Here is a 20,245-nt window from a genome sequence, read left to right on the forward strand (position 1 = left end):
TCAGGAGACCGGTCCGGGTTAATCCTCCGGGGTATCGCGACGGTGACGCCCCCGACGAGGACGGAGCCGTTCAATGTTGCGTTTCTCATAAGGCGTGTCGCGCAGGGAAGAAATCCCAGAAGCATCGGCGACCGGGAGGGACTCTTCATTAAGGTTTGAGAGTTTCGCCCCGCGATTCAACCGATCGGCGCGTTTCAAAAATTCTTCAAGACGAGCCCCGAGTTCTTCAGCGGTAGGCAGCGGTTCCTCTGGAGTTTCAATAATCGCCATCGGTTCGGCTTCGTCAAAATGCTGTTCTAGAATCTCGACGATGTGTCCAGCTTCCTCGGACTGTTCAACCATCTGGTTGATTTGTCCCAAGGTGAGGGCAGAAGCCGCTTCGATGTCTCCTACGGGCAGTGCCAATCCGGTCTTTGCTGCCACCGCGGACATCAGCGCCGCAGCCGCCGGCGGGTAGTCCCCTTCTGCCAAATAATACGGTACCGCCGCAATGATTCCGACCGCATCCAGACCGGCTTGTCCCAAGGTGAACTCGATGAGTTGGTCCATCCCTGCCGGCAAAATCATCTCACCGACCATTTTGGGCTGCTTGGGCAGGCTCTCGGAACGAGCCCCGTGCAGGTGCACCGGAGTGGGACGAGTATGGGGTACTCCAGCGGGCATTCCCGTCACACCGACGGTCTGACGCACACCTAAACGCCGCACAATCTCCTGGATAGTCTCCAAAAACAGATTCCATTGGGCATCCGGCTCGGGACCGTGGAGCACCAAGAAATTTCGATCATTGTCATCGCTGAGTAAATCGAGACGAATTTCGGGCATTTCCACTTCGGTAAACTTCCAGTCCGAAAAGCTCAACCAGGGACGATGGGAACGAAAATCTACCAATTTATCGGAATTGAAGGTCGCAATAGTCTGATGCGGCAGGGCTTCCACCAGGTGTTCCAACATACCCCGCCCAGAATGTCCGGCATCCATCGCCCCGTTGAGGTGATGAAGCATGACATCGGCATGACCACTGAAGTCCGCGCCGGGCGCTAATAAAGAATCAAATTTGTCTGCGTCCATTTTTCCCTCGAAAAGTTCAACCCCTAAATGTTATCAAGACTTGCCCCCAATTCGCTCCCCGTAAGCCTTTTAGGGCATAATTGAGTACCCTTTTGATGCCTTGAGGAGAGAAAAATTGGCTGACGCAACGGTGCCGTCGTCCCAGCAATCCGAGATTGCCAAGGAACAGACTTTCGTTGACCGCGCCTATAAAACTCTCGATGAAATGCGGGTCTATTACCGCCGGCGACAAGACGAGGTCGCCGCAGAGATGAGTTCTAATCCCTCTGCCAGGGCTGACCGCGATGCTTTAGCAGCCCATTATGGTGATGCCGCTACACGCCTGGAAAGTGTGGAAAATCGCCTGGTCTTTGGAGGTTTAAACCTAAACGACGGGACCAGTTTCCACATTGGTCGGATTGGTTTACGCGACTTTGACCCCGCCGACGCTGAGTCCGCTACCCCGGAGCTTTCCCCGACTGAGAACTCTCCCGCGGACCTGGCGCCGACATCACCAGAAAAACTTGCCGATATGCCTGGCGAAGGCATGTCTCGTCAACTGCTGGTGGATTGGCGAGCGAAAGTCGCCCAGCCTTTCTATCAAGCTACGGCAGTAGCCCCGATGGGAGTGTGGAAGCGGCGACACGTCGCCACCAGTTTGCGTCAAGTGGTGGGCGTGGAGGACGAACTGTTGACTTCCTCCCCTGACACTGATGCTGTGCAAACGGCAACGCTGCAGGGTGAAGGTGCTTTGATGGCAGCGCTCTCACGTGCCCGTAGTGGTCAGATGTCGGACATTGTCTCAACGATCCAAGCGGAACAAGACCGGGTGATTCGTTCTGACCTGAATGCTTTTTTAGTGGTGCAGGGCGGACCAGGAACCGGCAAGACCGCGGTGGCACTGCATCGGGCGGCTTACCTACTCTATGCCCACCGCGATCAGTTGGATTCACAAGGGGTGTTGGTCGTTGGTCCCAATCACACGTTTTTGCGCTACATCGAGCGGGTACTTCCTGCCCTGGGCGAGACCGGAGTAGTTAGCCTGACTATTGGAGAATGTTTCCCCGGTGTACACACCGTGGCAGAGCGTCCGGAACTGCGCGCTCTGAAAGGCGACACCCGCTGGATTAAAGTCGCTGCCGCGGCCGTAGCAGATTTGAAACGTCCGCCCCGCGAAGATCAAATGCTGCAACTGGATCACGTTCAACTAAATCTGAGCGCCGCTTTGATTCGTGACGCGATGGAAGCCGGATCACACGGTGGCTCCACACACAATCAACACTGGGCGGCGTATGCCAAATTCCTGGTTCGCGAGTTGACCAAGCTCTATGCCGGTCAGACCCCCACCAAAGAAGACATGGAGTGGATGACCGAGGAAATCCGAGCTTCTGCGGAAGTTCGCCGAGCCGTCAACCGCTGCTATCTCCCCGCGTCTGCCCCTGACCTGTTGGCGCGTCTCTATGCTTACCCGGATTATTTGCAGCGTATCGCTTCGGGGATTTTCACCGCGGAGGAAATCGCCGCCTTGCAACGTCCCAAGACCAGTCCCTTTACCGATGCTGATGTGCCCATTTTGGATGAGCTGGCAGAGTTGCTGGGGCCCCTACCCGGAATGACAGATTCGGCGACGCAGCGTCGCAATCGCGAACAGCGCGAAATTGAACGCGCGGCAGAGGCCATCGAGGCAATGGATCTGGGCGGAGGACTCATCAACGCACGGATGTTGGCGCGTTCATCCCGCGGTGAAGTGAGTCTCTCTCCCCTGGCTCAACGCGCCCGCGCGGACCGCTCCTGGGCTTACGGTCACGTGGTTGTGGACGAGGCACAGGAGCTTTCCCCGATGGACTGGCACCTGTTGCTGCGCCGGTGCCCCTCCCGGTCGTTCACCGTGGTTGGTGACGTGAACCAAACGTCGCAGCGCTCATCGACTCCACTGTCTTGGGAAACCCTGCTGGGACCTGCCCGGCGCGCTGCGCCGGTGATGGAGCAGCTCACCATCAACTACCGTACCCCTCGTGCCGTGATGGATTTGGCGCAAAAGGTGCTGGCGGCCACCAAGCACACGGTAGTGCCGTTGCAATCAGCGCGGGACGTAGCGGACTCCCTGGTGTTTACACGTCTCCAGGGTGAGCCACATGCGAATCTGCACGAACCAGTCTCTGGACCGGGGAACCTGGTGCCTACGCTCCGCGAAACCCTTCAGTCGGAAACGGCACGTTTAGAGGCAGAAGTCGGTTCGGGTGCCGGTAAGCTGGCGATTATTGTCCCCACTGCGGCGCATTCGTACCTGGCTGCGACTTTGGGCTTGGAAACCGCGGATGTGGTAGCTGACCAGGTGTGTTGCCTGGATCCGCGAGCGGCAAAAGGTCTGGAGTTTGACACCGTCATCCTGGTGGAACCAGCCGTTATCGCTGACCAGTCCGCCGGGGATTTGTATGTGGCGATGACGCGCTGCACGAAACGGATGCATGTTTTAGCCAGCGTTTTACCCGCCGGAATGGAACTTTGCCCCACCGCGCCGTAAAGCCACCCCTTGAGATGCGCCCTGACGTGGGATTTCGGCACTGCGCTCTTTTGGTCTAAAGTGGTGATATGACGAAGATACTGCTGCTTGAAAACCCCCACGAAGTCGCGAACAAAGTATTTAGCGACGCAAATGTCCAAGTCGACCGGATAGATGGTTCTCTGGATGAAAACGACCTGATTAAGGCTCTCCAGGGCTATCAGATGGTTGGGATTCGTTCCAAGACGAACCTGAGCAAACGAGTTTTTGATGAATGCCCGGACTTGGTCTGCGCTGGGACTTTCACGATTGGTACCAACCAAATCGACTTGAAAGAAGCAGCGAAACACGGGGTGGCAGTGTTCAACGCCCCTTATTCCAACACGCGTTCCGTAGCGGAGCTAGCCATCGCTGAGATTATTGCGCTGGCACGTCAACTGCCAGTACGCAACGCCCACCTGCAAAATGCTGATTGGCAAAAGACCGCCAAGGGCTCTCATGAGGTGCGTGGCAAGACCTTGGGGATTATCGGCTATTCTTCGACCGGTACCCAGCTGTCCATCTTGGCAGAAGCTATGGGGATGAAAGTCCAGTTCTATGACTTGGCAAAGAAGCTGCCCATCGGCAACGCGAAACAGTGCAACTCCCTTGAGGAAGCCCTGCAAGGCGCTGATTTTGTGTCCTTGCATGTGGATGGGCGCGCTTCTAATGAAAATATGTTTACCAAAGTACAGATGAACCAGATGAAGCCGGGGGCGAAGCTGTTGAATCTGTCCCGTGGTTTCGTTGTCAATCTCGATGATTTGGCAGAGGCTCTGGATTCCGGTCAAATTGGGGGCTGCGCCATCGACGTGTTCCCTGATGAACCGCGCAAAAATGGTGAGGAGTTCCACTCCCCGATTATGGGTAAGGAAAACACCATCCTTACTCCGCACATTGGCGGGTCCACCTTGGAAGCTCAAGAGGACATTGGCTGGTTTGTGGCTGGCAAGATTTGCACTTACCTACAGTCCGGTGAAACCGTGATGAGTGTAAACATGCCAAATTTGAGCCTTGAGCCGACGGATAACACCAAGTACCGCATCACTTTGATTCACAAGAACGTCCCCGGCGTAATGGCGAAAATCAACCAGTTGTTCTCTGATGCTGGAGTGAACATCGAAGGTCAGGTCTTGGGCACTAACGGCGAAGTCGGCTACGTTATCGGTGATATTTCCTCCGAAATGCCCAAGGCAGCGCTCGATGAGATTGCCAAGTTTGATTCCACGCTCTCCGTGCGCTGCATTCCGATGGCGCACTTCGTTCGCGACGAAGAGACCGCGATTAACTAACTCCTCTACGGGGCTCAAAAGGTCGGGTCGGAGGCTTGGCATGTTCCGTAGACTGATTAGTGTTTCCGTGCAAATTCCGAGTGAAAGGGATTTGACCGGCGTGTTTGCGTTAGGGTGGGAGTATGACTGAAACAGTGGATTTGTTGGAACTGGCTCCCGCCGCGGGTATTCACCTACCTAGGTACGTGCATACTCCGCCCGAGGATGATTCTGAGCTGACCAAAAGGATGCGTCTGCTCTACAATCCTGACGTTCCAGCGCAAATCCCCGTCACTGATCAGTTGATGATCGACGTCTTGCGCACTCAGTCCAATAAATATCCCCGCCGTGTCGCTTTGGATTTTTTCGGCGCCCCCACGACTTATCGGGAACTGGGCGAAAATGTGCAGCGCACTTCGGCGCTGTTACTTCAGCACGGGGTCAAGCGCGGGGATCGAGTTTCGGTTGTGGCTCCGAATTGTCCCCAGTTCGTCTATCTGCTCTATTCCTGCCTGCAGCTGGGAGTGGTGTGTGTGTTGCACAACCCGTTGGCTGCCCCCATGGAGTTGAAGTGGCAAATCGAAAATGCCGAATCGAAACTGGTTTTTGTATGGCAAAAGACTGCTTTAAGCGTCGCCGAAATGGTACGTGGCATGGACACCGAAATTATTTCTCTCGATGTCTCTGCCGCCCTGCCGCGCCGGTTGCGTTTTGCCCTGCACCTGCCGATTAAGAAGGCCAAGGAGTTTCATAATCAGCTTTGCGACCCGCAAGCCAAGGATTTACCCGATTACGATACCCTGCTGGAAAAGCAAAAACCGCATAACCGCATCGTGCGAGTCGATCCTGACGTTCCCGCCGTGATGCTGCACACGGGCGGAACCACCGGCAAGCCGAAAGCGGTTATTTTGACCAACCGCAACTTGGTGTCGAACTTATTTGCCAATACAACTTGGGTGACCAAGCTGCGTCCCGGCAAGGAAACCTGGTTCTGTGTTCTGCCGTTTTTCCACGCTTTCGGTCTGACCTTGTCTCTGAACGGTGCGATTGGTTTGGGAGCCACCGCGGTGATTTTCCCGAAATTCAGCACCAGGGCAGCCCTAGCCGCTCAACGCCGACGTCCGGGCACATTCATTGTGGGAGTGCCTCCGATTTTTGACCGGCTCGCGAAAGCAGCCGAGAACAACCCGAAGATTGACCTTTCAACTTTCCGATACGCCATTTCCGGAGCCATGCCACTGACCCAGGAGGTTGCAAAACGCTGGGAAAAAGCTACTTCCGGCTACATCATCGAGGGCTACGGGATGACGGAAACTTCTCCGACGGTATTGGGTTCCCCGATGAGCCCCGAACGCAAGCTCGGTTATATGGGTATCGTGTTTCCTTCCATTCAAGTGCGAGTCGTCGATCCCGACACCCTCGTTGATGTTGAACCTGGCGAAGTCGGGGAACTTATCGTCAAAGGACCGGGGTGCTCTCCCGGTTATTGGCGTGACCAAGTGGAAACCGATTTACTGTTCACCCCGGATCGTTGGTTGCGCACCGGCGACTTGGTTGAAGAACACGAGGGATTCTTACGGATGAGTGACCGTCGCAAAGAGCTCATCATCATTTCTGGTTTCAATGTCTACCCCTCGGTCGTGGAGGCAGCAATTGCTTCAATGCCCCAGGTCGCAGAGGTCGCCGTGGTCGGCATTCCCGATCAAGCTGACCCTGCCCGAGGTGAACAGGTCCATGCGGCAGTGGTGCTCAATCCCGGAGCGACCCTGACTTTAGACAAGATTCGAGATTGGGTTGCCGATTCACTCCCCCGTTACGCAATTCCGCGTTCAGTTTCCTTCCCCGAGCAGTTGGCACATAACCAACTGGGCAAGATTCAGCGTCGCAAAGTGCGTCAGACCGTTATGGAACGCCTCTCTGAAGGCTTCCGCATGTAGGGGTTATATCCGCGGAGGAAAGTGGCGTGACGGCTTCCTGAGGAATCCGGATCAGCTCCCGTCTAGCTGTGCGAATGATTCTTTAACGAAGCAATGGCGTCCTCAAAATCCTCCAGGGAATTGAATTCAGAATAGACCGAGGCGAAACGCAGATAGGCCACTTCATCCAGTTCCTTAAGCGGTTCCAAGATAGCTTTGCCGACTTCTTCGGAATTGATAATGGCCTTTCCGGAGGCGCGCAGGGTTTCCTCCACGCCTTGCGCCATGAGAGCAAGCTGATCCTCGCTAACTGGACGACCTTGGGTAGCTTTAGCTAGACCGGCAATGACTTTACTGCGCCGGAACGGTTCCGTCGCTCCGGAGCGTTTTTTAATCAGCAACATTGTGGTTTCCAAAGTGGTGAAACGCCGACCGCAACTGGGACATTCGCGACGCCGCCGGATGGAGGCACCATCATCGGCAGTACGAGAATCAATCACTCGGGAATCCTCGTGATGACAAAACGGACAGTGCACGTCGCCCTCCTTAACCGCTGCAAGACTATAGGTTTCACCGTAAGTGCAAACCGAAGTTTTCGCAAGCTGGAGAATAGGGCTGGACACATCCATTTCAGTAAACCGGAACCAGCAGCGTTTGCCCGGCGTTCAACACAGAACTCGCATCCAAGGCATTTGCGTCCATCATATCCGCCAAGACCTCGTCAGCGGGGACACCGGTAGCGTTAGCAGCGGCAATGTCCCACATCGTGTCTCCCGGCACCACCGTGTGTAGCGTGAAATCCGTGGGGACGAAATCCGGGCTGAGCCCTAGCCCCAGCACCATCCCCAGGAACACCATCACGAGAGCAGCCAAGATAAACAGTGCCACGCGTAAAGCCGCGGCATCCCACGACAAAACCGACTGTGCAGATGCAACAGAGGACTCCCGCGCTTTTGAAACCAGATGTAAGTAAGCCGGACGAGATTGCCGCCCTCTCGAAGCACGCACCGCCGGATGATTTGGAGCTAGCTCACAAAGCTCAAAATCCGAGAAACTCGGCGCTAAAACCGCTGTCATGGTAGTCCCTCCATTCATTCGAACATTTGTTCGTTCGAACATCTGTACGTATAATATAAACCATCGCCGGCGCGTTGTCGAGTCAAAATCGAACATTTGTGCGACTATTGATTTTGAACGCAAAACCAGCCGGACGATTGCCAGTCTGACATAGACCCCAGAGACGAAAATCTGCGAGTTACGTCAGATGCCTATTGCAGCTATTGCGCGCAAATTATCCAGATAAAAGGAGCAGCAGTGAGCGACCTGACCAAACGACAGCAGGAAGTATTAACCACCTTGTACCGGCTCAGTCAAAAGCTCGCCTATCCCCCTTCGGTGCGAGAACTCGCCGAGGCCATGGGTCTGTCCTCCCCATCCTCCGTCAAGCACCACCTGGATGTGCTGACCCAAAAGGGCTACCTGCGCCGAGCTCCCAACACCCCACGCGCTTTGGAATTTGTGAAACTTCCCGAGGGCTTCGAGGCACCCTCACCAGACCCGGTATCCGGGGCATCCCAATCTGCCACCATTACCACCATTCCGGTGGGTATCGCGGACACTGCCGTGGCAACCCCGGTTCCCCTGGTAGGACAAATTGCAGCAGGTGCCCCCATCACAGCAGAGGAAATGGTTGAAGATACTTTTGCCCTGCCCCGACGCTTCACCGGTTCGGGCGAATTGTTCATGCTCACGGTAAAGGGCGATTCCATGCAAGAGGGCGGAATTTTAGACGGCGATTGGGTCGTGGTACGCCACCAGAACGAAGCTCGCAATGGTGAAATCGTAGCAGCGATGCTTGACGGCGAGGCTACCGTAAAAGAATTTTCCCGCGCCGACGGTCACGTTTGGCTGCTGCCCCACAATGAAAACTATGCGCCCATCCCCGGCGACACAGCCACCATTTTGGGCAAGGTCGTCACCGTAATCCGCTCTCTGTGACGTTTGGGTCGCAGCCCGCTCTAGGGAACTTGCTTTTGTAGTCGTCGCAAAGCGTCCAACACTACCTGAGCGTCTTCCGTAGGCCACAAGGGTGGCAAGGAGGCTCGCAAAAATCCTCCGTACCGCGCAGTCGCCAAGCGTGAATCCAACACCGCGACTACCCCGCGATCCGTGGCTGAACGCAGCAGCCGCCCGGTTCCCTGCGCCAGCAACAGGGCGGCATGTGTCAGGGAGACTTCCATGAAGTCGCTGCCCCCAGCACGTTTAACCGCGTCACAGCGCGCCTCGATTACCGGGTCGCTGGGCACCGGGAAGGGGATGCGGTCAATCAACACTAAACGGCACGTATTGCCGGGTAAATCCACCCCCTGCCACAGGGAGAGAGTGCCCATTAAACAGGCGGAGGCGTCTTCGCGCATATCCTTGACCAGGGCTGCCATAGAATCCTCACCTTGGACCATGATGGGCAAATCGGTACGTTCTCTGAGCACCTCCCCAGCGCGCTCTGCCATCTTGCGTGAGGAAAACAGTCCCAATGCCCCACCCCCCGAGGCTTCCACCAAGTCGACCAGTCGATTCCAGAACACGTCGGGGTGCTCCCCCCGCGTGGGAGCCGGTAAGTCCCGTGCCAGGTACAAAATTCCTTGACGATCGTGACGGAATGGAGAACCGACGTCTAACGTCTCCGGCTTCGGAGTGTCGAGCTGCAAACCCATCTTGTGCATGAGCGGCGCAAAGGTACCCCCTAACTTGAGCGTGGCAGAGGTCGCGATGATGGCGTGTTCATTCCACAATCGATTCGCGAGCTTTCCCGCCACATCCAAGGGAGCGGTGTACAGCCGGGGTTCTTGGTCGCCATCACGTCCCCGAGTCAGCCACAGAATCGTTTCCCCGTTCGCAACAGATTCTGGGGTCATCGTCTCAAGCGTATCTAACAGGCTGGTCAGTGCGGCTTTCGCGACAGCAATCTTGGCTGCATCCGCGCGTTGCCCTCCGGTGGATTCTGTGTCAGCTCCGGCTTTCGCGCTTAATTCTGTCAGGGCAGTTTTCAGGGGTGACAGGGCCAGCATCCGGCATTCCGCTACCGCCGCGGGCATTTCCGTGAAACGGCTATCTTCCAAATTTTGCAGTGCCACGCCTAGCATGATGGCTTGCTGCGCGAGTTCCTCGCTACCGGAAACCCCCAAACTGGCTGCTGCTTTGGCACAGCTGGCCAACATATTGGCACTGAACTCAGTGGATGCCTGGGAACGTACCCTCTCGGATAGCTCATGAGCCTCGTCAATGATGATGGCCTCACACGGGGGTAAGGGATTCTGTTTTCCGGCAGCCTCCAGACCAATCATGGCGTGGTTAGTTACAACAATCTGCGCCTGCGCTGCCTTATCGCGAGCTGAAACTTGAAAGCATTCGGAACGAAACGGGCATTTTTCGCCGACACATTCCAAGCTGGACAGGGAAACCTGCCGCCAGGCTCGAGCGGTGATACCGCGCGGAGCTTCATCTCGATCCCCGGTCGTCGTTTCCCGAGCCCACTCGTAGAGTCTTTTCGTTTCAGCAGCAAATCCCTGCATTTGGCGTGTGGTTCTCGCCCCCGGTCCCGCCGTGGTCTCGCCACTTCCGGCAATCCCAGAAAACGGGGAATCTTCCATGGTGGAGAACAAATCGTCCTCGCTCCCTTCATATCCACCGTTCAATTTGTGCAGGCAGACATAGTTTTGCCAGCCTTTGAGGACCTCCACACGCAGGGCTGAACCGGTAACATTTTGCACCGCTTCCACCGCCAGGGGGGCATCTTTAGTGATAATTTGGCTTTGCAGAGCCAAAGTTGCAGTAGAAATCACCACGCGTGCGTCCTCGTGCAGGCAGTACAACAACGCCGGCAGTAAATATCCCAGAGATTTTCCGGTCCCAGTCCCAGCCTGAACTGCTAATTTTCCGCCTGAATGCAGTGTTCGTTCCACCGCAGCTGCCATCGCAGCCTGTCCTGGTCGTTCACTTCCTCCCAATAGAGACACCGCCGCAGTAAGCGCCTTTTGCAGCTCTGAACTGGGAATATAACCAGCAAAAGAATCCCCCGAAGCAGTCGGGTCGACCGCCGTCTCGTCATCTCTCGTTGGCGCCACTGTCGTCTCCCTCGCTGGTACCGCAATCATCTTCCATTGCTTGATTTAACAGTTTTGCCCCCAAAGCCGGAGGCACCCAAGCGTCTATGAAAGTGCCGTCTGCACGGTTCTGACGAGTCAAAAGTTTGCCGTCACGATATATTCGTTCTAGCAGACCCGTGTTTTCCCACTTCACCACCACCCGGACTCGTTGCCCCGGCCACGGTAGACGGTCAGCGATGGATTGCTGCAGAGCTTCGATGCCTTCCCCAGTCCGGGCGGAAACATAGTATGCCTCTGGTAAGGAATGACGCAGCAACGCGAGGGCGGGAGCCGAAGCCTGATCGATTTTGTTTACCACCATCATCACGGAAATCTCCTCGATACCCTCCACAAGTTCCAGAGTGGCATCCACCGCCGCAACCTGCGCCATCGGATCCGGGTTAGAACCATCCACAACATGCAAAATCAAATCAGCCATGGCGGTTTCTTCCAAAGTGGAACGAAACGCCTCAACCAGCTCGGTGGGCAGACGTCTCACGAACCCAACCGTATCTGCCAGGGTATATTCCCGACCCTCGGGAGTATGAGCCCGACGTACACTGGGATCAAGCGTGGCGAACAGGGCATCATGCACCAGCAGATTAGCCCCTGCCAAACGATTCAGCAACGAGGACTTACCAGCATTGGTGTACCCCACAATCGCGACCGCGGGTATTCCTCCCGCTTTACGACTGGCTCGTTTGGCCTCCCGGGTCGGAGCCAAAGCCTTCAGATTGCGCCGTAGTCTTGCCATCCGGGACCGAATTCGACGCCTGTCGAGCTCAATTTTGGTTTCGCCCGGACCACGAGCGCCGATACCATCTCCCGCGGCAGCGCGTCCCCCGGCTTGCCGGCTCATTGATTCACCCCAACCGCGCAGCCGCGGCAGCAAGTATTCCAGCTGTGCCAGCTCCACCTGGGCTTTACCTTCCCGTGAGGTAGCGTGCTGGGCAAAAATATCCAAAATGAGGGCAGTGCGGTCGATGACCTTAACTTTCACCACGTCCTCCAGGGCGCGACGTTGACTGGGGGCTAACTCATCATCAACGATGACCGTGTCTGCCCCCAGAGTAGCAACCTGAGTTTGCAGCTCGTGGGCTTTTCCCCGTCCCAAGAAAGTTGCCACGTCAGGCTTATCACGCCGCTGCAACAACCCGGCAAGCACGACGGCTCCCGCCGTTTTCGCCAAGGCAGCAAGCTCTTGCAGAGACAGCTCAGCCTCGTCTCGGTCGGCGGCAAAAATCCCCACCACGATGACTTTTTCTAGGCGAACCTCACGGTACTCGACCTCACTAATGTCCTGCAGCTCGGAGCCAATAGATTCTACCCGCCCCAAGGCATAGCGATCAGCCCATCGCTGGGCTTGCTCAGCAGTGTCGAGCTGAGACCAGGATGCCATGTCGGACTCGGGCTCCCCTCCCGCCGGCGGCACAGCAGCGGGCGAAAGGAAATCCAAGTTCGGGTAATCCTCCGTGTTTTCCTGCAAGTTATAGTCCTTCCGCCTAGAATTTAGGGTATCTCCTAGCCCATGCAAGTAAAGGTTTGAGCTTTGGCTTTAAAGGATACAACGGACCCCGGAGACGAAAATTTCGATGCTCCGTCGGTTCGGCGTGTCTCCCCATTTGGTCAGTCGCTTCCACGCACGGCTCCCGTCCCCAGCCCCACCGACGATCGCCTCAAGAAGCGCCACAAATCCTTGTTCAATGTGCCTGACTGGCGCCCCGAGGAAGAAATTATCCTCGAAGCTGCTGAGCTCGATTCCACCATTATGGTTCCCGAAAGACTGCGCCGAACTAAGCCGAAGGTCATTGACTCCACCCCCGATAGAACCCCCACGGATTCCGCGCATCCTGCCGAAACAGATTCTTCGACACGCCCTGCTGCAGAAAACTCCGCTACATCACCAGCTGCGGGAACGACCGCAGATCAGACTGTCTATCCCGAACCTGGCACCCCCGCTTCATCTCCCCCAATAAAACCCGATAAGCCTGCGGACAAGCCCGGCACCGCTGGTGCGTCCAATCCTTCAAGAGCAGCGCAAAAACCCATTATTGCAGGCACTTCACGTCTAGTTTCGCAACACCCGGAACGCCCTCATGTAGCTTCGGGTCGGTCTGTCGAATCAGCAAACTTACGCTCGCCGGTGGAAATCGCCAATATCGGGGCACAATTGCTGGGAAATTTGCTGGTGTTAATGATTCCCACTCTGTGCGTGCTGTTACTCTCCGGGTGGGGTCCGCAAGAAATCGCGATTATTTTTGAAGATTTTTGGTCCTTTCTCGGTCTGGCAATCCTGGTCACCATAGTTCTAGTCGTTTTGGACGAAGCGGCACAAGTCGTGGCAGCACGTCTGAGTATTCCGCAACTGTTGGAGTGGATGATTGAGTTCGTGCTTTCCGCCTTGGGCGCGGGCGCTTGCCTATTTTTCTTTACGCACAGCATTTTGGGGGCGTTCTTGCTGGGGCTGATTGTTAGTGTACTCACTTCGTTAATTAGCCACGTGGTCGCTAAACTTTTCTGAGACAAGTTAGGAGGTCCCTTGAGTTCGCAGCCTGCCGGCGAGCACTATTTCGCATCCACCCCCCATTCCGAGGGTTCCGTTCGGGAACTAACGGTTTCTCTAGCCGGTCGTGATTTTCGCGTCACGACTGCGCATGGAGTTTTTTCCGGACAAGGTTTGGACAAGGGCACCGCGGTATTGTTGCGCAAGGTTCCCCCTCTGCCTTCCTCACAAGAGCTGGGTGGTTCCGGAGTTTTGGTCGACGTGGGCTGCGGATGGGGACCGTTAGCATTGACTTTAGCCGCCGAGCGTCCCTCCGCTCAGGTTTACGCCGTGGATGTAAACGCCCGCGCCCTGGAACTGACCAGAGCAAATGCGACCGCAAACGGACTGCACAATATCCAAGTGCTGAGTGAAGCTGACGCTTTTGCCGCATTGGGACCAAACTCTGTAGATGTGATTTGGTCGAACCCGCCGGTGCGCGTGGGCAAAATGGCACTACACGCCATGTGGGAGGCTTGGCGAACTCGCCTGAAGCCCGAGGGGGTTGCTTACCTGGTGATGGGACGCAACCTGGGATCCGATCCGTTCCTGGCATATCTCAATGAGCACGGCTGGACCGGGGAAAAAATCGCCTCTTCGAAAGGATTCCGGGTACTGCAGCTGCGTCGCAGTGCCGCCTGACATAGTCCCAAAGACTCCTAGGTGATACGCCCTCCTTGTAGACTTAGGTAATTACATTCCCGCGCCGGCATTCCTGCGAAATGCCCACTTTCCTAGAAAAATATGACTTTACGCGGCGCGAAATTAATCGCGTCCCCGTTTTTACCCCAAAGCAAGAGCGTGCCCCGTAACATTTATGTATGCCGCAGCTGACCGCTCAACGTCCGCGGGTGGTGACACTAGATCGTATCTGCGAAGCTCTAGACGGCGTTTCTCGCAGTTATGTTGTGGACGTTTACGACTCTAGGCGCACAGTGATGATACCTGGCGCGACCGCCACCAGTTATATTGACTTGGTGTCGGGAATTTTGCGCGTGCGCTCGGTTTGGCGAGCCAGAGTTTCTATCCACGAACGTTCCCGGCTGCTGCCTTACGTCCTGCACCACAATCGCGAGGCGGTCGGTCCTCGAGTAGTGACTTTTTTGCACGATAATCACTATCACCTCTGCGCCCAAACGAGTGTCCAAGTCGCAGTTGGTATGGGCGACCAGCAGTTAGAAGCCCATCTGCTGCTGGCTTTGATTATGGCTGAACGTTTCTTTTCTGGCGTGGAAGCGGATTTTCCGTGCAACCAGAATGCGGAAAAGGACTTTTCCCATCATCTTCTGCTCCCGAAGCAAAACGTTATTCAGATTGTTCCGGGGTTTTCGGATAATTCTCTCACTGCACCGGTCAGCGTGGACTCAGTAGCTCAGGCAGCAGCCCGACTTGACCTGCGAGTGTACCGTGACGGCACGGTACTGCGCCTGCGTGATTCAGACGACTTGATAGTTTTGCGGATATTTGGGGAGGATACCTGGCTGTCCACATCTCTGCTGGTTGAGTTGGGGCAACCGTTTCTTGCCGAAAACTTGTTTACTGCCATCAATGAGTTAAATACCTGCAACGCCTTGGGCATAACTTCGGTTCTGGGGATGCGAACCCAGCCCTATCTGCGTTTTGATTATTTGGTTTCCGTAGGTGAAGGTTTGAGCGACCGCCAGTTAGACACAGAAATTGTGGCAGGAATGTCAGCGACCCAGAATCTGGCTGCGAACCTGCGCAAAAAAGCTCCGGCTCTGTTCCTCTAAGCCAGTTTGATTCCAGGTCATTTCCACCGTCCGCTTGTCGCGGCGGAACCACTTGATTTGTCGCCGCGACAGCTGCCGAGTCGCTAGCGCAGTGGCAGCGATACCGTCCTCCACCGTCATCTCCCCGCGCAGCACCGCCAGAGCCTGGCTGTACCCGGTGGCCTTTTGCGCGGTGATGCCCCAGGGGTGAACCCGGTCGGCAGCGAGTCGTGCCGTTTCCTCAAGCAGTCCTTGGATAAACATTTCACGCGAACGCGCGTTGATACGTTCGTCCAGTTCATCAAGTTTTCGCGTCAGGTAAAACACGTGGGTGTCATGCTGCCAGTATTCCCCGCGTGGCAAAGTCGCGGAAAATGGGCGTCCGGTAATTTCTATGACTTCCAAGGCCCTGACCAGGCGACGCGCATTGAGCGGCTCAATGGTTTCGGCTGCTTTCGGGTCCTGGCGCTGCAAGATTCCATGAAGTTGTCTCGCTCCGAGCTGTTCCGCTTGCGCCTCCCATCTAGCGCGAACCGCGGGGTCGGTGGGAGGAAACTCCAGCACATCCAGCAATGCTCGCACGTACAGTCCGCTACCACCCACTACCAGAGGCAAAGCTCCGCGAGATTGAATCTCTGCCACGTCGGCGCGAGCATATTTCTGGTAAGCCGCCACCGAGGCTTCCGCATCGGGCCAGAGCACGTCTATCTGATGATGTGGAATTCCCTGACGTTCAGATTCCGGAGTTTTGGCAGTGCCTATGTCCATGCCTCGATACAGCTGAAAAGCATCCGCACTAATAATCTCTGCCCCGCCCGGAAATCTGGCGTTTAACTCCGGGTCATGGGACATTCGCTGCGCGAAATCCAACCCCAGGTTACTTTTTCCCGTAGCAGTCGGACCCACAATCGCCACAATCACGGTTAAGTTCCTATTTTGCCAATCCCGACTTAATACCGGGGATTCCCAAGAGGGTGCCACGAGGTTTTTCGAGATGCGCCACTTCCCACAAATCTCCGGCGTGAGTAGGACGTACGGTGAATTCACCATCCGGAATGAGGGCGGAATCTGCCACGAGGTGATGCGGCGCGCCGTGGGTCACACGAACCGTCACGAAGTCTCCAGGACGAACTTTGATACCTTGCGGAACTGCAAAGTGAACCAGACGATTGTCCTGGGCGCGTCCGCTCATTCGAGCAGTGGCTTCGTCTTTGCGGCCGCCCGCAGTGACCAGGACTTCCACGATCCTACCCTCTTGTTTTTCGTTTTCCTCCAAGGTGATTTTTTCTTGCAGTTCCAAAAGTCGTTGGTAGCGTTGCGCTACAATTTCCGGATCCACCTGGTCGTCTCGGTCGGCAGCAGGGGTGCCGGGTCGGCGTGAATAAATGAATGTAAACGCGGCTTGGAACCGCGCCTCGCTGAGAACGTCAAGCGTGTCTTGGAAATCAGCTTCGGTTTCTCCGGGAAAACCGACGATAACATCTGTGGTAATAGCAGCTTCCGGTATCGCTGACCTGACTTCCCGCAGAATCCTTAAAAATCGTTCCGACCGGTAGGAACGCCGCATCTGCCGCAAGATTCGGTCCGAACCAGATTGCAGCGGGAAGTGTAGCGATGGCATTACTGTTGGAGTTTCCGCCATTGCCGCGATAACTTCCTCGGTAAAGGCAGCGGGATGGGGAGAAGTAAACCGGAGACGCTCCAATCCCGGCGTTTTTCCGACTTCTCGCAATAAATCTGCAAATGCGCCGCGTCTTCCGAAGCTCATTCCGTAACTGTTTACGTTTTGTCCCAAAAGGGTAACTTCCAAGGCACCTGCGTCTACTACCGCTTTGACCTCCGCCACGATGTCGGCGGGATTACGATCCCGTTCCCGCCCCCGCAGGGAGGGCACGATGCAAAAAGTACAGGTGTTGTTGCAACCTACCGAGATGGATACCCAAGCCGAAGCCGGAGATTGCCGATGCGCTGGCAGGACGGAGGGGAATACTTTCAGGCTCTCCTCGATTTCCACCGCGGCCTCTTGGTTATGTTCAGCCCGCTTCAGCAGTACCGGAAGGGCATCGATATTATGCGTCCCAAAGACTGCATCCACCCACGGCGCCCGATCAATGATTTTCGAGCCTTCCTGCTGTGCGAAGCATCCGCCCACTGCAATCATCATTCCGGGGCGGTTACGTTTCACATCTGCCAGCTGTCCCAAATGACCATAGAGTTTCGTACCAGCAGCCTCACGTACCGAACAGGTATTTAAAACGACCAAGTCAGCCCCACCGTCTCCGGCATTGGTGGCTCGTGCAGCTTTCTGCGGAACCTCAGCAACCGGCACCCAGCCGGCAGCATCAAGCAGACCTGCCATGCGTTCCGAGTCGTGTTCGTTCATCTGGCAGCCCAGCGTTTTCACCAGATATGTTCGCGGAGTATCCATCACCGGCTCATTTTATGTCATGCCGCTTGCGCCCGTCACTTTCGCTATCTAACGCAACCTCGACGTCTGCCGCGACCGGCGCCAGGTCTGGAATCCTCAGCCGAGATAAGACACCATTAACTCCAAGGCTGCCCGTACAAAAGCCACGCGGATTTCGGCACGAGTGCCAGGCTGGTCTATCGCTTGCACTTCCGTCCCCTGTGGCGTGGTCAGACTGACAAACCCTTTCCCCGGTGCCACGCCTTCATCCGGACCAGGACCTGCAACTCCGGTGGTAGACAACGCAAAATCAGAGTGAAACATCTCTCGTACCGCAGTGCTCATCTGCTGTGCAACCTGGGGGTCATACGCGGTGTTAGTTCGCAGCAGCTCAGAGCTCACACTCAGTACCGCGGTTTTCATCTCATTGGTATAGGTCACCACTCCGCCGCGAAATGTTTGGGAAGCTCCGGGAATCCTGACAAAGGCATCTGCCAGCAGACCCCCGGTCAGTGATTCCGCACAAGAAATCGACATCCCTCTCTCAGTGAGTTTCCCCAACGCCTTGGTAGCTAAATCATCAACCGGTACTGCCTCACTCATCGTTTCGTCCCTCCAGGTTCCACCCCTCGTCAACTCAGACCGTCCGCTTTCAAATCGTCCAGCACAGCATTAACTACTGTGGTGGCAAGCGCTGTGGAAAATCCACGTGTCGCCACATAGCGCCACAGCTTAGCTTTCAGCTTCCGGAAATCCTCAAAATTGCTCAAATCTAAGCCCCGCCGCGCTGCCGCAAGTTTGCTCTCTAGCAGGGTCCGGGCGTTTTCTGTTTCCCATTCTGGATCCTCAGCGTCCAAAGCCGCTATGCCCGCGGTGATTGATTGCGTATCTAACCCACGCTTTTCCAAATCCGCGACCAACTTCGCTCGTGACATTCCTGGACGCCGGCAACGTTGGCGTAAGAATTCCACGGTGTAGTCGCGGTCATTGAGCCACCCACGGGCAGCGAAAGCTGCCACTACGTCATCAATAGCCGTCTCGCCGAATCCTTTGGCAGCGAGATAGTCGCGCATCTGTGACTCAGTGACTGCCCTGCGATCCAGCAGGGACAAACCAGCTTCCGCGGCGGCATCCGCCGCCGCGTCCACTACCCGTAAACTCATGAGGCTTTTTGAACTTTCTTGGCGGATGCACCTTTATCTGCAGCTTCATCGTCCATCACGACAGCGAGTTTCTGGCTCGCGGCAGACTCCGGTTGCGATTCTGCATTCGGGTCCTCACGCACACCTAAAGCAATGAGAATCTTGTCTTCAATTTCGGCACTAAGCTCGGGGTTATCCACCAAGAACTTTCGCACGTTCTCTTTTCCTTGACCCAACTGCATTTCGCCGTAGGTAAACCAAGAACCCGATTTCGTCACAATGCCTGAGTCCACCCCCAGGTCAATCAGACCACCCTCACGGGAAATGCCCTGACCATACATGATGTCGAATTCCGCTTGGCGGAAAGGCGGCGCCATCTTATTCTTCACAATCTTGGCACGAGTTCGGTTGCCGACGGCGTCCCCATTTTCTTTCAGCGTCTCAATCCGGCGCACGTCGATACGTACCGATGCATAGAACTTCAACGCTTTCCCGCCGGTCGTGGTTTCGGGAGAGCCAAAGAACACACCAATCTTTTCGCGCAACTGGTTAATAAAAATTGCGGTAGTACCCGTAGCCGACAGCGCTCCGGTAATCTTTCGCAGCGCTTGGCTCATCAAACGAGCCTGTAAGCCCACGTGGGAATCCCCCATATCCCCTTCGATTTCAGCCTTCGGCACCAGAGCCGCGACCGAGTCAATGACGATGATGTCCAGACCACCACTGCGAATCAACATATCCGCAATTTCTAGCGCTTGCTCTCCGGTGTCGGGTTGGCTGACCAGCAGATTGTCAATGTCAACACCGAGCTTTTGCGCATAAACCGGATCCAAAGCATGTTCCGCATCAATGAAAGCTGCGTTTCCGCCCTGCTTCTGAGCATTCGCCACCGCGTGTAAAGCCACAGTGGTCTTACCGGATGATTCTGGACCATAAATCTCAATAATGCGCCCCCGCGGAAGCCCCCCAATCCCCAAAGCCACGTCCAGGGCTACTGAACCCGTAGGAATGACCGAAACATTTGTGTTCACAGCCGAGTCGCCCAGCCGCATCACGGAACCTTTGCCAAACTGCTTGTCAATCTGACCTAGCGCAGTTTGCAACGCTTTTGCGCGTTCGTCTTTTGCCATTGCGTATTCCTTTCATCTACGCGGCTCTCCGCCGCCCCAATAGTTCGGGTGTGATCGTTGAGCTCCTCTCCGAAGCTCTCAAGATGAACTTACGCCCCACCCCGGAAGCGAAAAATCGAAAGTTTTTTCACCTGTGGAAAAGTCCCTTTCAACTCATCTGTGGAAAACATTATATCGAACATGCGTTCGAATCATCCGACACGCCGACCGACCGCAAGAATTCCACACTACCCGCCCTTTTGCATCCATCCATTCCCACCCCGCTAAAGCAAGTCGACCTGGTCCCGCCCGAAGCTACTGCAACTTTTGACGATTCTTTTACTAAAGAAACCTGCGCGAGAAGCCACTCGAAACGCGTGATTGCCTAAAATTC

At 55.7% G+C, this 20,245-nt stretch carries 18 protein-coding genes; 8 read left to right on the forward strand and 10 right to left on the reverse strand.

Going from position 1 to position 20,245, the window contains the following annotated elements; translation table 11 throughout:
• Positions 1–18: 18 nt before the first annotated feature.
• A complete protein-coding gene (locus HMPREF0574_RS01625; RefSeq protein ID WP_004006928.1) occupies positions 19–1,068 on the reverse strand; it encodes a PAC2 family protein in 1,050 nt (349 codons plus the stop codon).
• A 115-nt stretch (positions 1,069–1,183) separates the two neighbouring features.
• Here HMPREF0574_RS01625 and HMPREF0574_RS01630 point away from each other — a divergent pair, with 115 nt between their 5' ends.
• From HMPREF0574_RS01630 to HMPREF0574_RS01640, 3 genes are all read left to right on the forward strand, one after another.
• The gene (locus HMPREF0574_RS01630; protein ID WP_236585869.1) at positions 1,184–3,571 is read left to right on the forward strand and encodes a HelD family protein; all 2,388 of its coding nucleotides are present in this window, start codon (positions 1,184–1,186) and stop codon (positions 3,569–3,571) included.
• Positions 3,572–3,639: 68 nt separating this feature from the next.
• Complete coding sequence (gene serA / locus HMPREF0574_RS01635; RefSeq protein ID WP_004006930.1) at positions 3,640–4,881, forward strand: phosphoglycerate dehydrogenase; 1,242 nt, start codon at positions 3,640–3,642, stop codon at positions 4,879–4,881.
• Positions 4,882–5,003: 122 nt separating this feature from the next.
• Complete coding sequence (locus HMPREF0574_RS01640; RefSeq protein ID WP_004006931.1) at positions 5,004–6,797, forward strand: AMP-binding protein; 1,794 nt, start codon at positions 5,004–5,006, stop codon at positions 6,795–6,797.
• Positions 6,798–6,859: 62 nt separating this feature from the next.
• Here the strand turns inward: HMPREF0574_RS01640 and nrdR are convergent, their stop codons facing one another.
• Both nrdR and HMPREF0574_RS09780 read right to left on the reverse strand, forming a co-directional pair.
• Positions 6,860–7,312, reverse strand: a complete 453-nt coding sequence (gene nrdR, locus HMPREF0574_RS01645) for a transcriptional regulator NrdR (protein WP_036324506.1) — start codon at positions 7,310–7,312, stop codon at positions 6,860–6,862.
• Between the two features lie 94 nt (positions 7,313–7,406).
• Complete coding sequence (locus tag HMPREF0574_RS09780) at positions 7,407–7,853, reverse strand: LysM peptidoglycan-binding domain-containing protein (RefSeq protein ID WP_236585868.1); 447 nt, start codon at positions 7,851–7,853, stop codon at positions 7,407–7,409.
• A gap of 237 nt (positions 7,854–8,090) precedes the next feature.
• Between HMPREF0574_RS09780 and lexA the strand changes: the two genes are divergently transcribed.
• Positions 8,091–8,774, forward strand: coding sequence for a transcriptional repressor LexA (gene lexA / locus HMPREF0574_RS01655; RefSeq protein WP_004006934.1), 684 nt, complete (start codon positions 8,091–8,093; stop codon positions 8,772–8,774).
• A 20-nt stretch (positions 8,775–8,794) separates the two neighbouring features.
• Here the strand turns inward: lexA and HMPREF0574_RS01660 are convergent, their stop codons facing one another.
• Together HMPREF0574_RS01660 and hflX are read right to left on the reverse strand one after the other, a co-directional pair.
• Positions 8,795–10,930 (reverse strand): ATP-dependent DNA helicase, encoded by a 2,136-nt coding sequence (locus HMPREF0574_RS01660; protein WP_004006935.1) that lies wholly within the window; start codon positions 10,928–10,930, stop codon positions 8,795–8,797.
• Positions 10,881–12,455 (reverse strand): GTPase HflX, encoded by a 1,575-nt coding sequence (hflX, locus tag HMPREF0574_RS01665; RefSeq protein ID WP_004006936.1) that lies wholly within the window; start codon positions 12,453–12,455, stop codon positions 10,881–10,883. Before hflX ends, HMPREF0574_RS01660 begins: the two co-directional genes overlap by 50 nt.
• A 15-nt stretch (positions 12,456–12,470) precedes the next feature.
• Between hflX and HMPREF0574_RS01670 the strand changes: the two genes are divergently transcribed.
• The 3 genes from HMPREF0574_RS01670 to HMPREF0574_RS01680 all read left to right on the forward strand — a co-directional run bounded on the left by HMPREF0574_RS01670 (position 12,471) and on the right by HMPREF0574_RS01680 (position 15,214).
• On the forward strand, positions 12,471–13,442 hold the full coding sequence (locus HMPREF0574_RS01670; RefSeq protein ID WP_004006937.1) for a hypothetical protein: 972 nt from the start codon (positions 12,471–12,473) through the stop codon (positions 13,440–13,442).
• Positions 13,443–13,460: 18 nt separating this feature from the next.
• The gene (locus HMPREF0574_RS01675) at positions 13,461–14,105 is read left to right on the forward strand and encodes a class I SAM-dependent methyltransferase (RefSeq protein ID WP_004006938.1); all 645 of its coding nucleotides are present in this window, start codon (positions 13,461–13,463) and stop codon (positions 14,103–14,105) included.
• Positions 14,106–14,284: 179 nt separating this feature from the next.
• Complete coding sequence (locus tag HMPREF0574_RS01680) at positions 14,285–15,214, forward strand: type III secretion system chaperone family protein (RefSeq protein WP_236585867.1); 930 nt, start codon at positions 14,285–14,287, stop codon at positions 15,212–15,214.
• Here HMPREF0574_RS01680 and miaA read toward each other — a convergent pair.
• The 5 genes from miaA to recA form a co-directional block, all read right to left on the reverse strand.
• Positions 15,155–16,114, reverse strand: coding sequence for a tRNA (adenosine(37)-N6)-dimethylallyltransferase MiaA (miaA, locus tag HMPREF0574_RS01685; protein ID WP_004006940.1), 960 nt, complete (start codon positions 16,112–16,114; stop codon positions 15,155–15,157). The genes HMPREF0574_RS01680 and miaA overlap by 60 nt on opposite strands.
• Positions 16,115–16,124: 10 nt before the next feature.
• Positions 16,125–17,621: a tRNA (N6-isopentenyl adenosine(37)-C2)-methylthiotransferase MiaB gene (gene miaB / locus HMPREF0574_RS01690; protein WP_004006941.1), complete on the reverse strand. Its 1,497-nt coding sequence runs from the start codon at positions 17,619–17,621 to the stop codon at positions 16,125–16,127.
• A 96-nt stretch (positions 17,622–17,717) separates the two neighbouring features.
• Positions 17,718–18,203, reverse strand: coding sequence for a CinA family protein (locus HMPREF0574_RS01695; protein ID WP_004006942.1), 486 nt, complete (start codon positions 18,201–18,203; stop codon positions 17,718–17,720).
• Positions 18,204–18,232: 29 nt separating this feature from the next.
• Positions 18,233–18,763 (reverse strand): regulatory protein RecX, encoded by a 531-nt coding sequence (locus HMPREF0574_RS01700; protein ID WP_004006943.1) that lies wholly within the window; start codon positions 18,761–18,763, stop codon positions 18,233–18,235.
• Positions 18,760–19,872, reverse strand: coding sequence for a recombinase RecA (recA, locus tag HMPREF0574_RS01705; RefSeq protein WP_004006944.1), 1,113 nt, complete (start codon positions 19,870–19,872; stop codon positions 18,760–18,762). The genes HMPREF0574_RS01700 and recA overlap by 4 nt, the downstream gene beginning before the upstream one ends.
• Here recA and HMPREF0574_RS01710 point away from each other — a divergent pair.
• A complete protein-coding gene (locus HMPREF0574_RS01710) occupies positions 19,872–20,240 on the forward strand; it encodes a hypothetical protein (protein ID WP_004006945.1) in 369 nt (122 codons plus the stop codon). The two genes, recA and HMPREF0574_RS01710, sit on opposite strands and share 1 nt — an antisense overlap.
• Positions 20,241–20,245: the final 5 nt, after the last annotated feature.

Origin of the sequence: Mobiluncus curtisii subsp. curtisii ATCC 35241 (genome assembly GCF_000146285.1) — a bacterium.
Classification (GTDB): Bacteria; Actinomycetota; Actinomycetes; order Actinomycetales; family Actinomycetaceae; genus Mobiluncus; species Mobiluncus curtisii.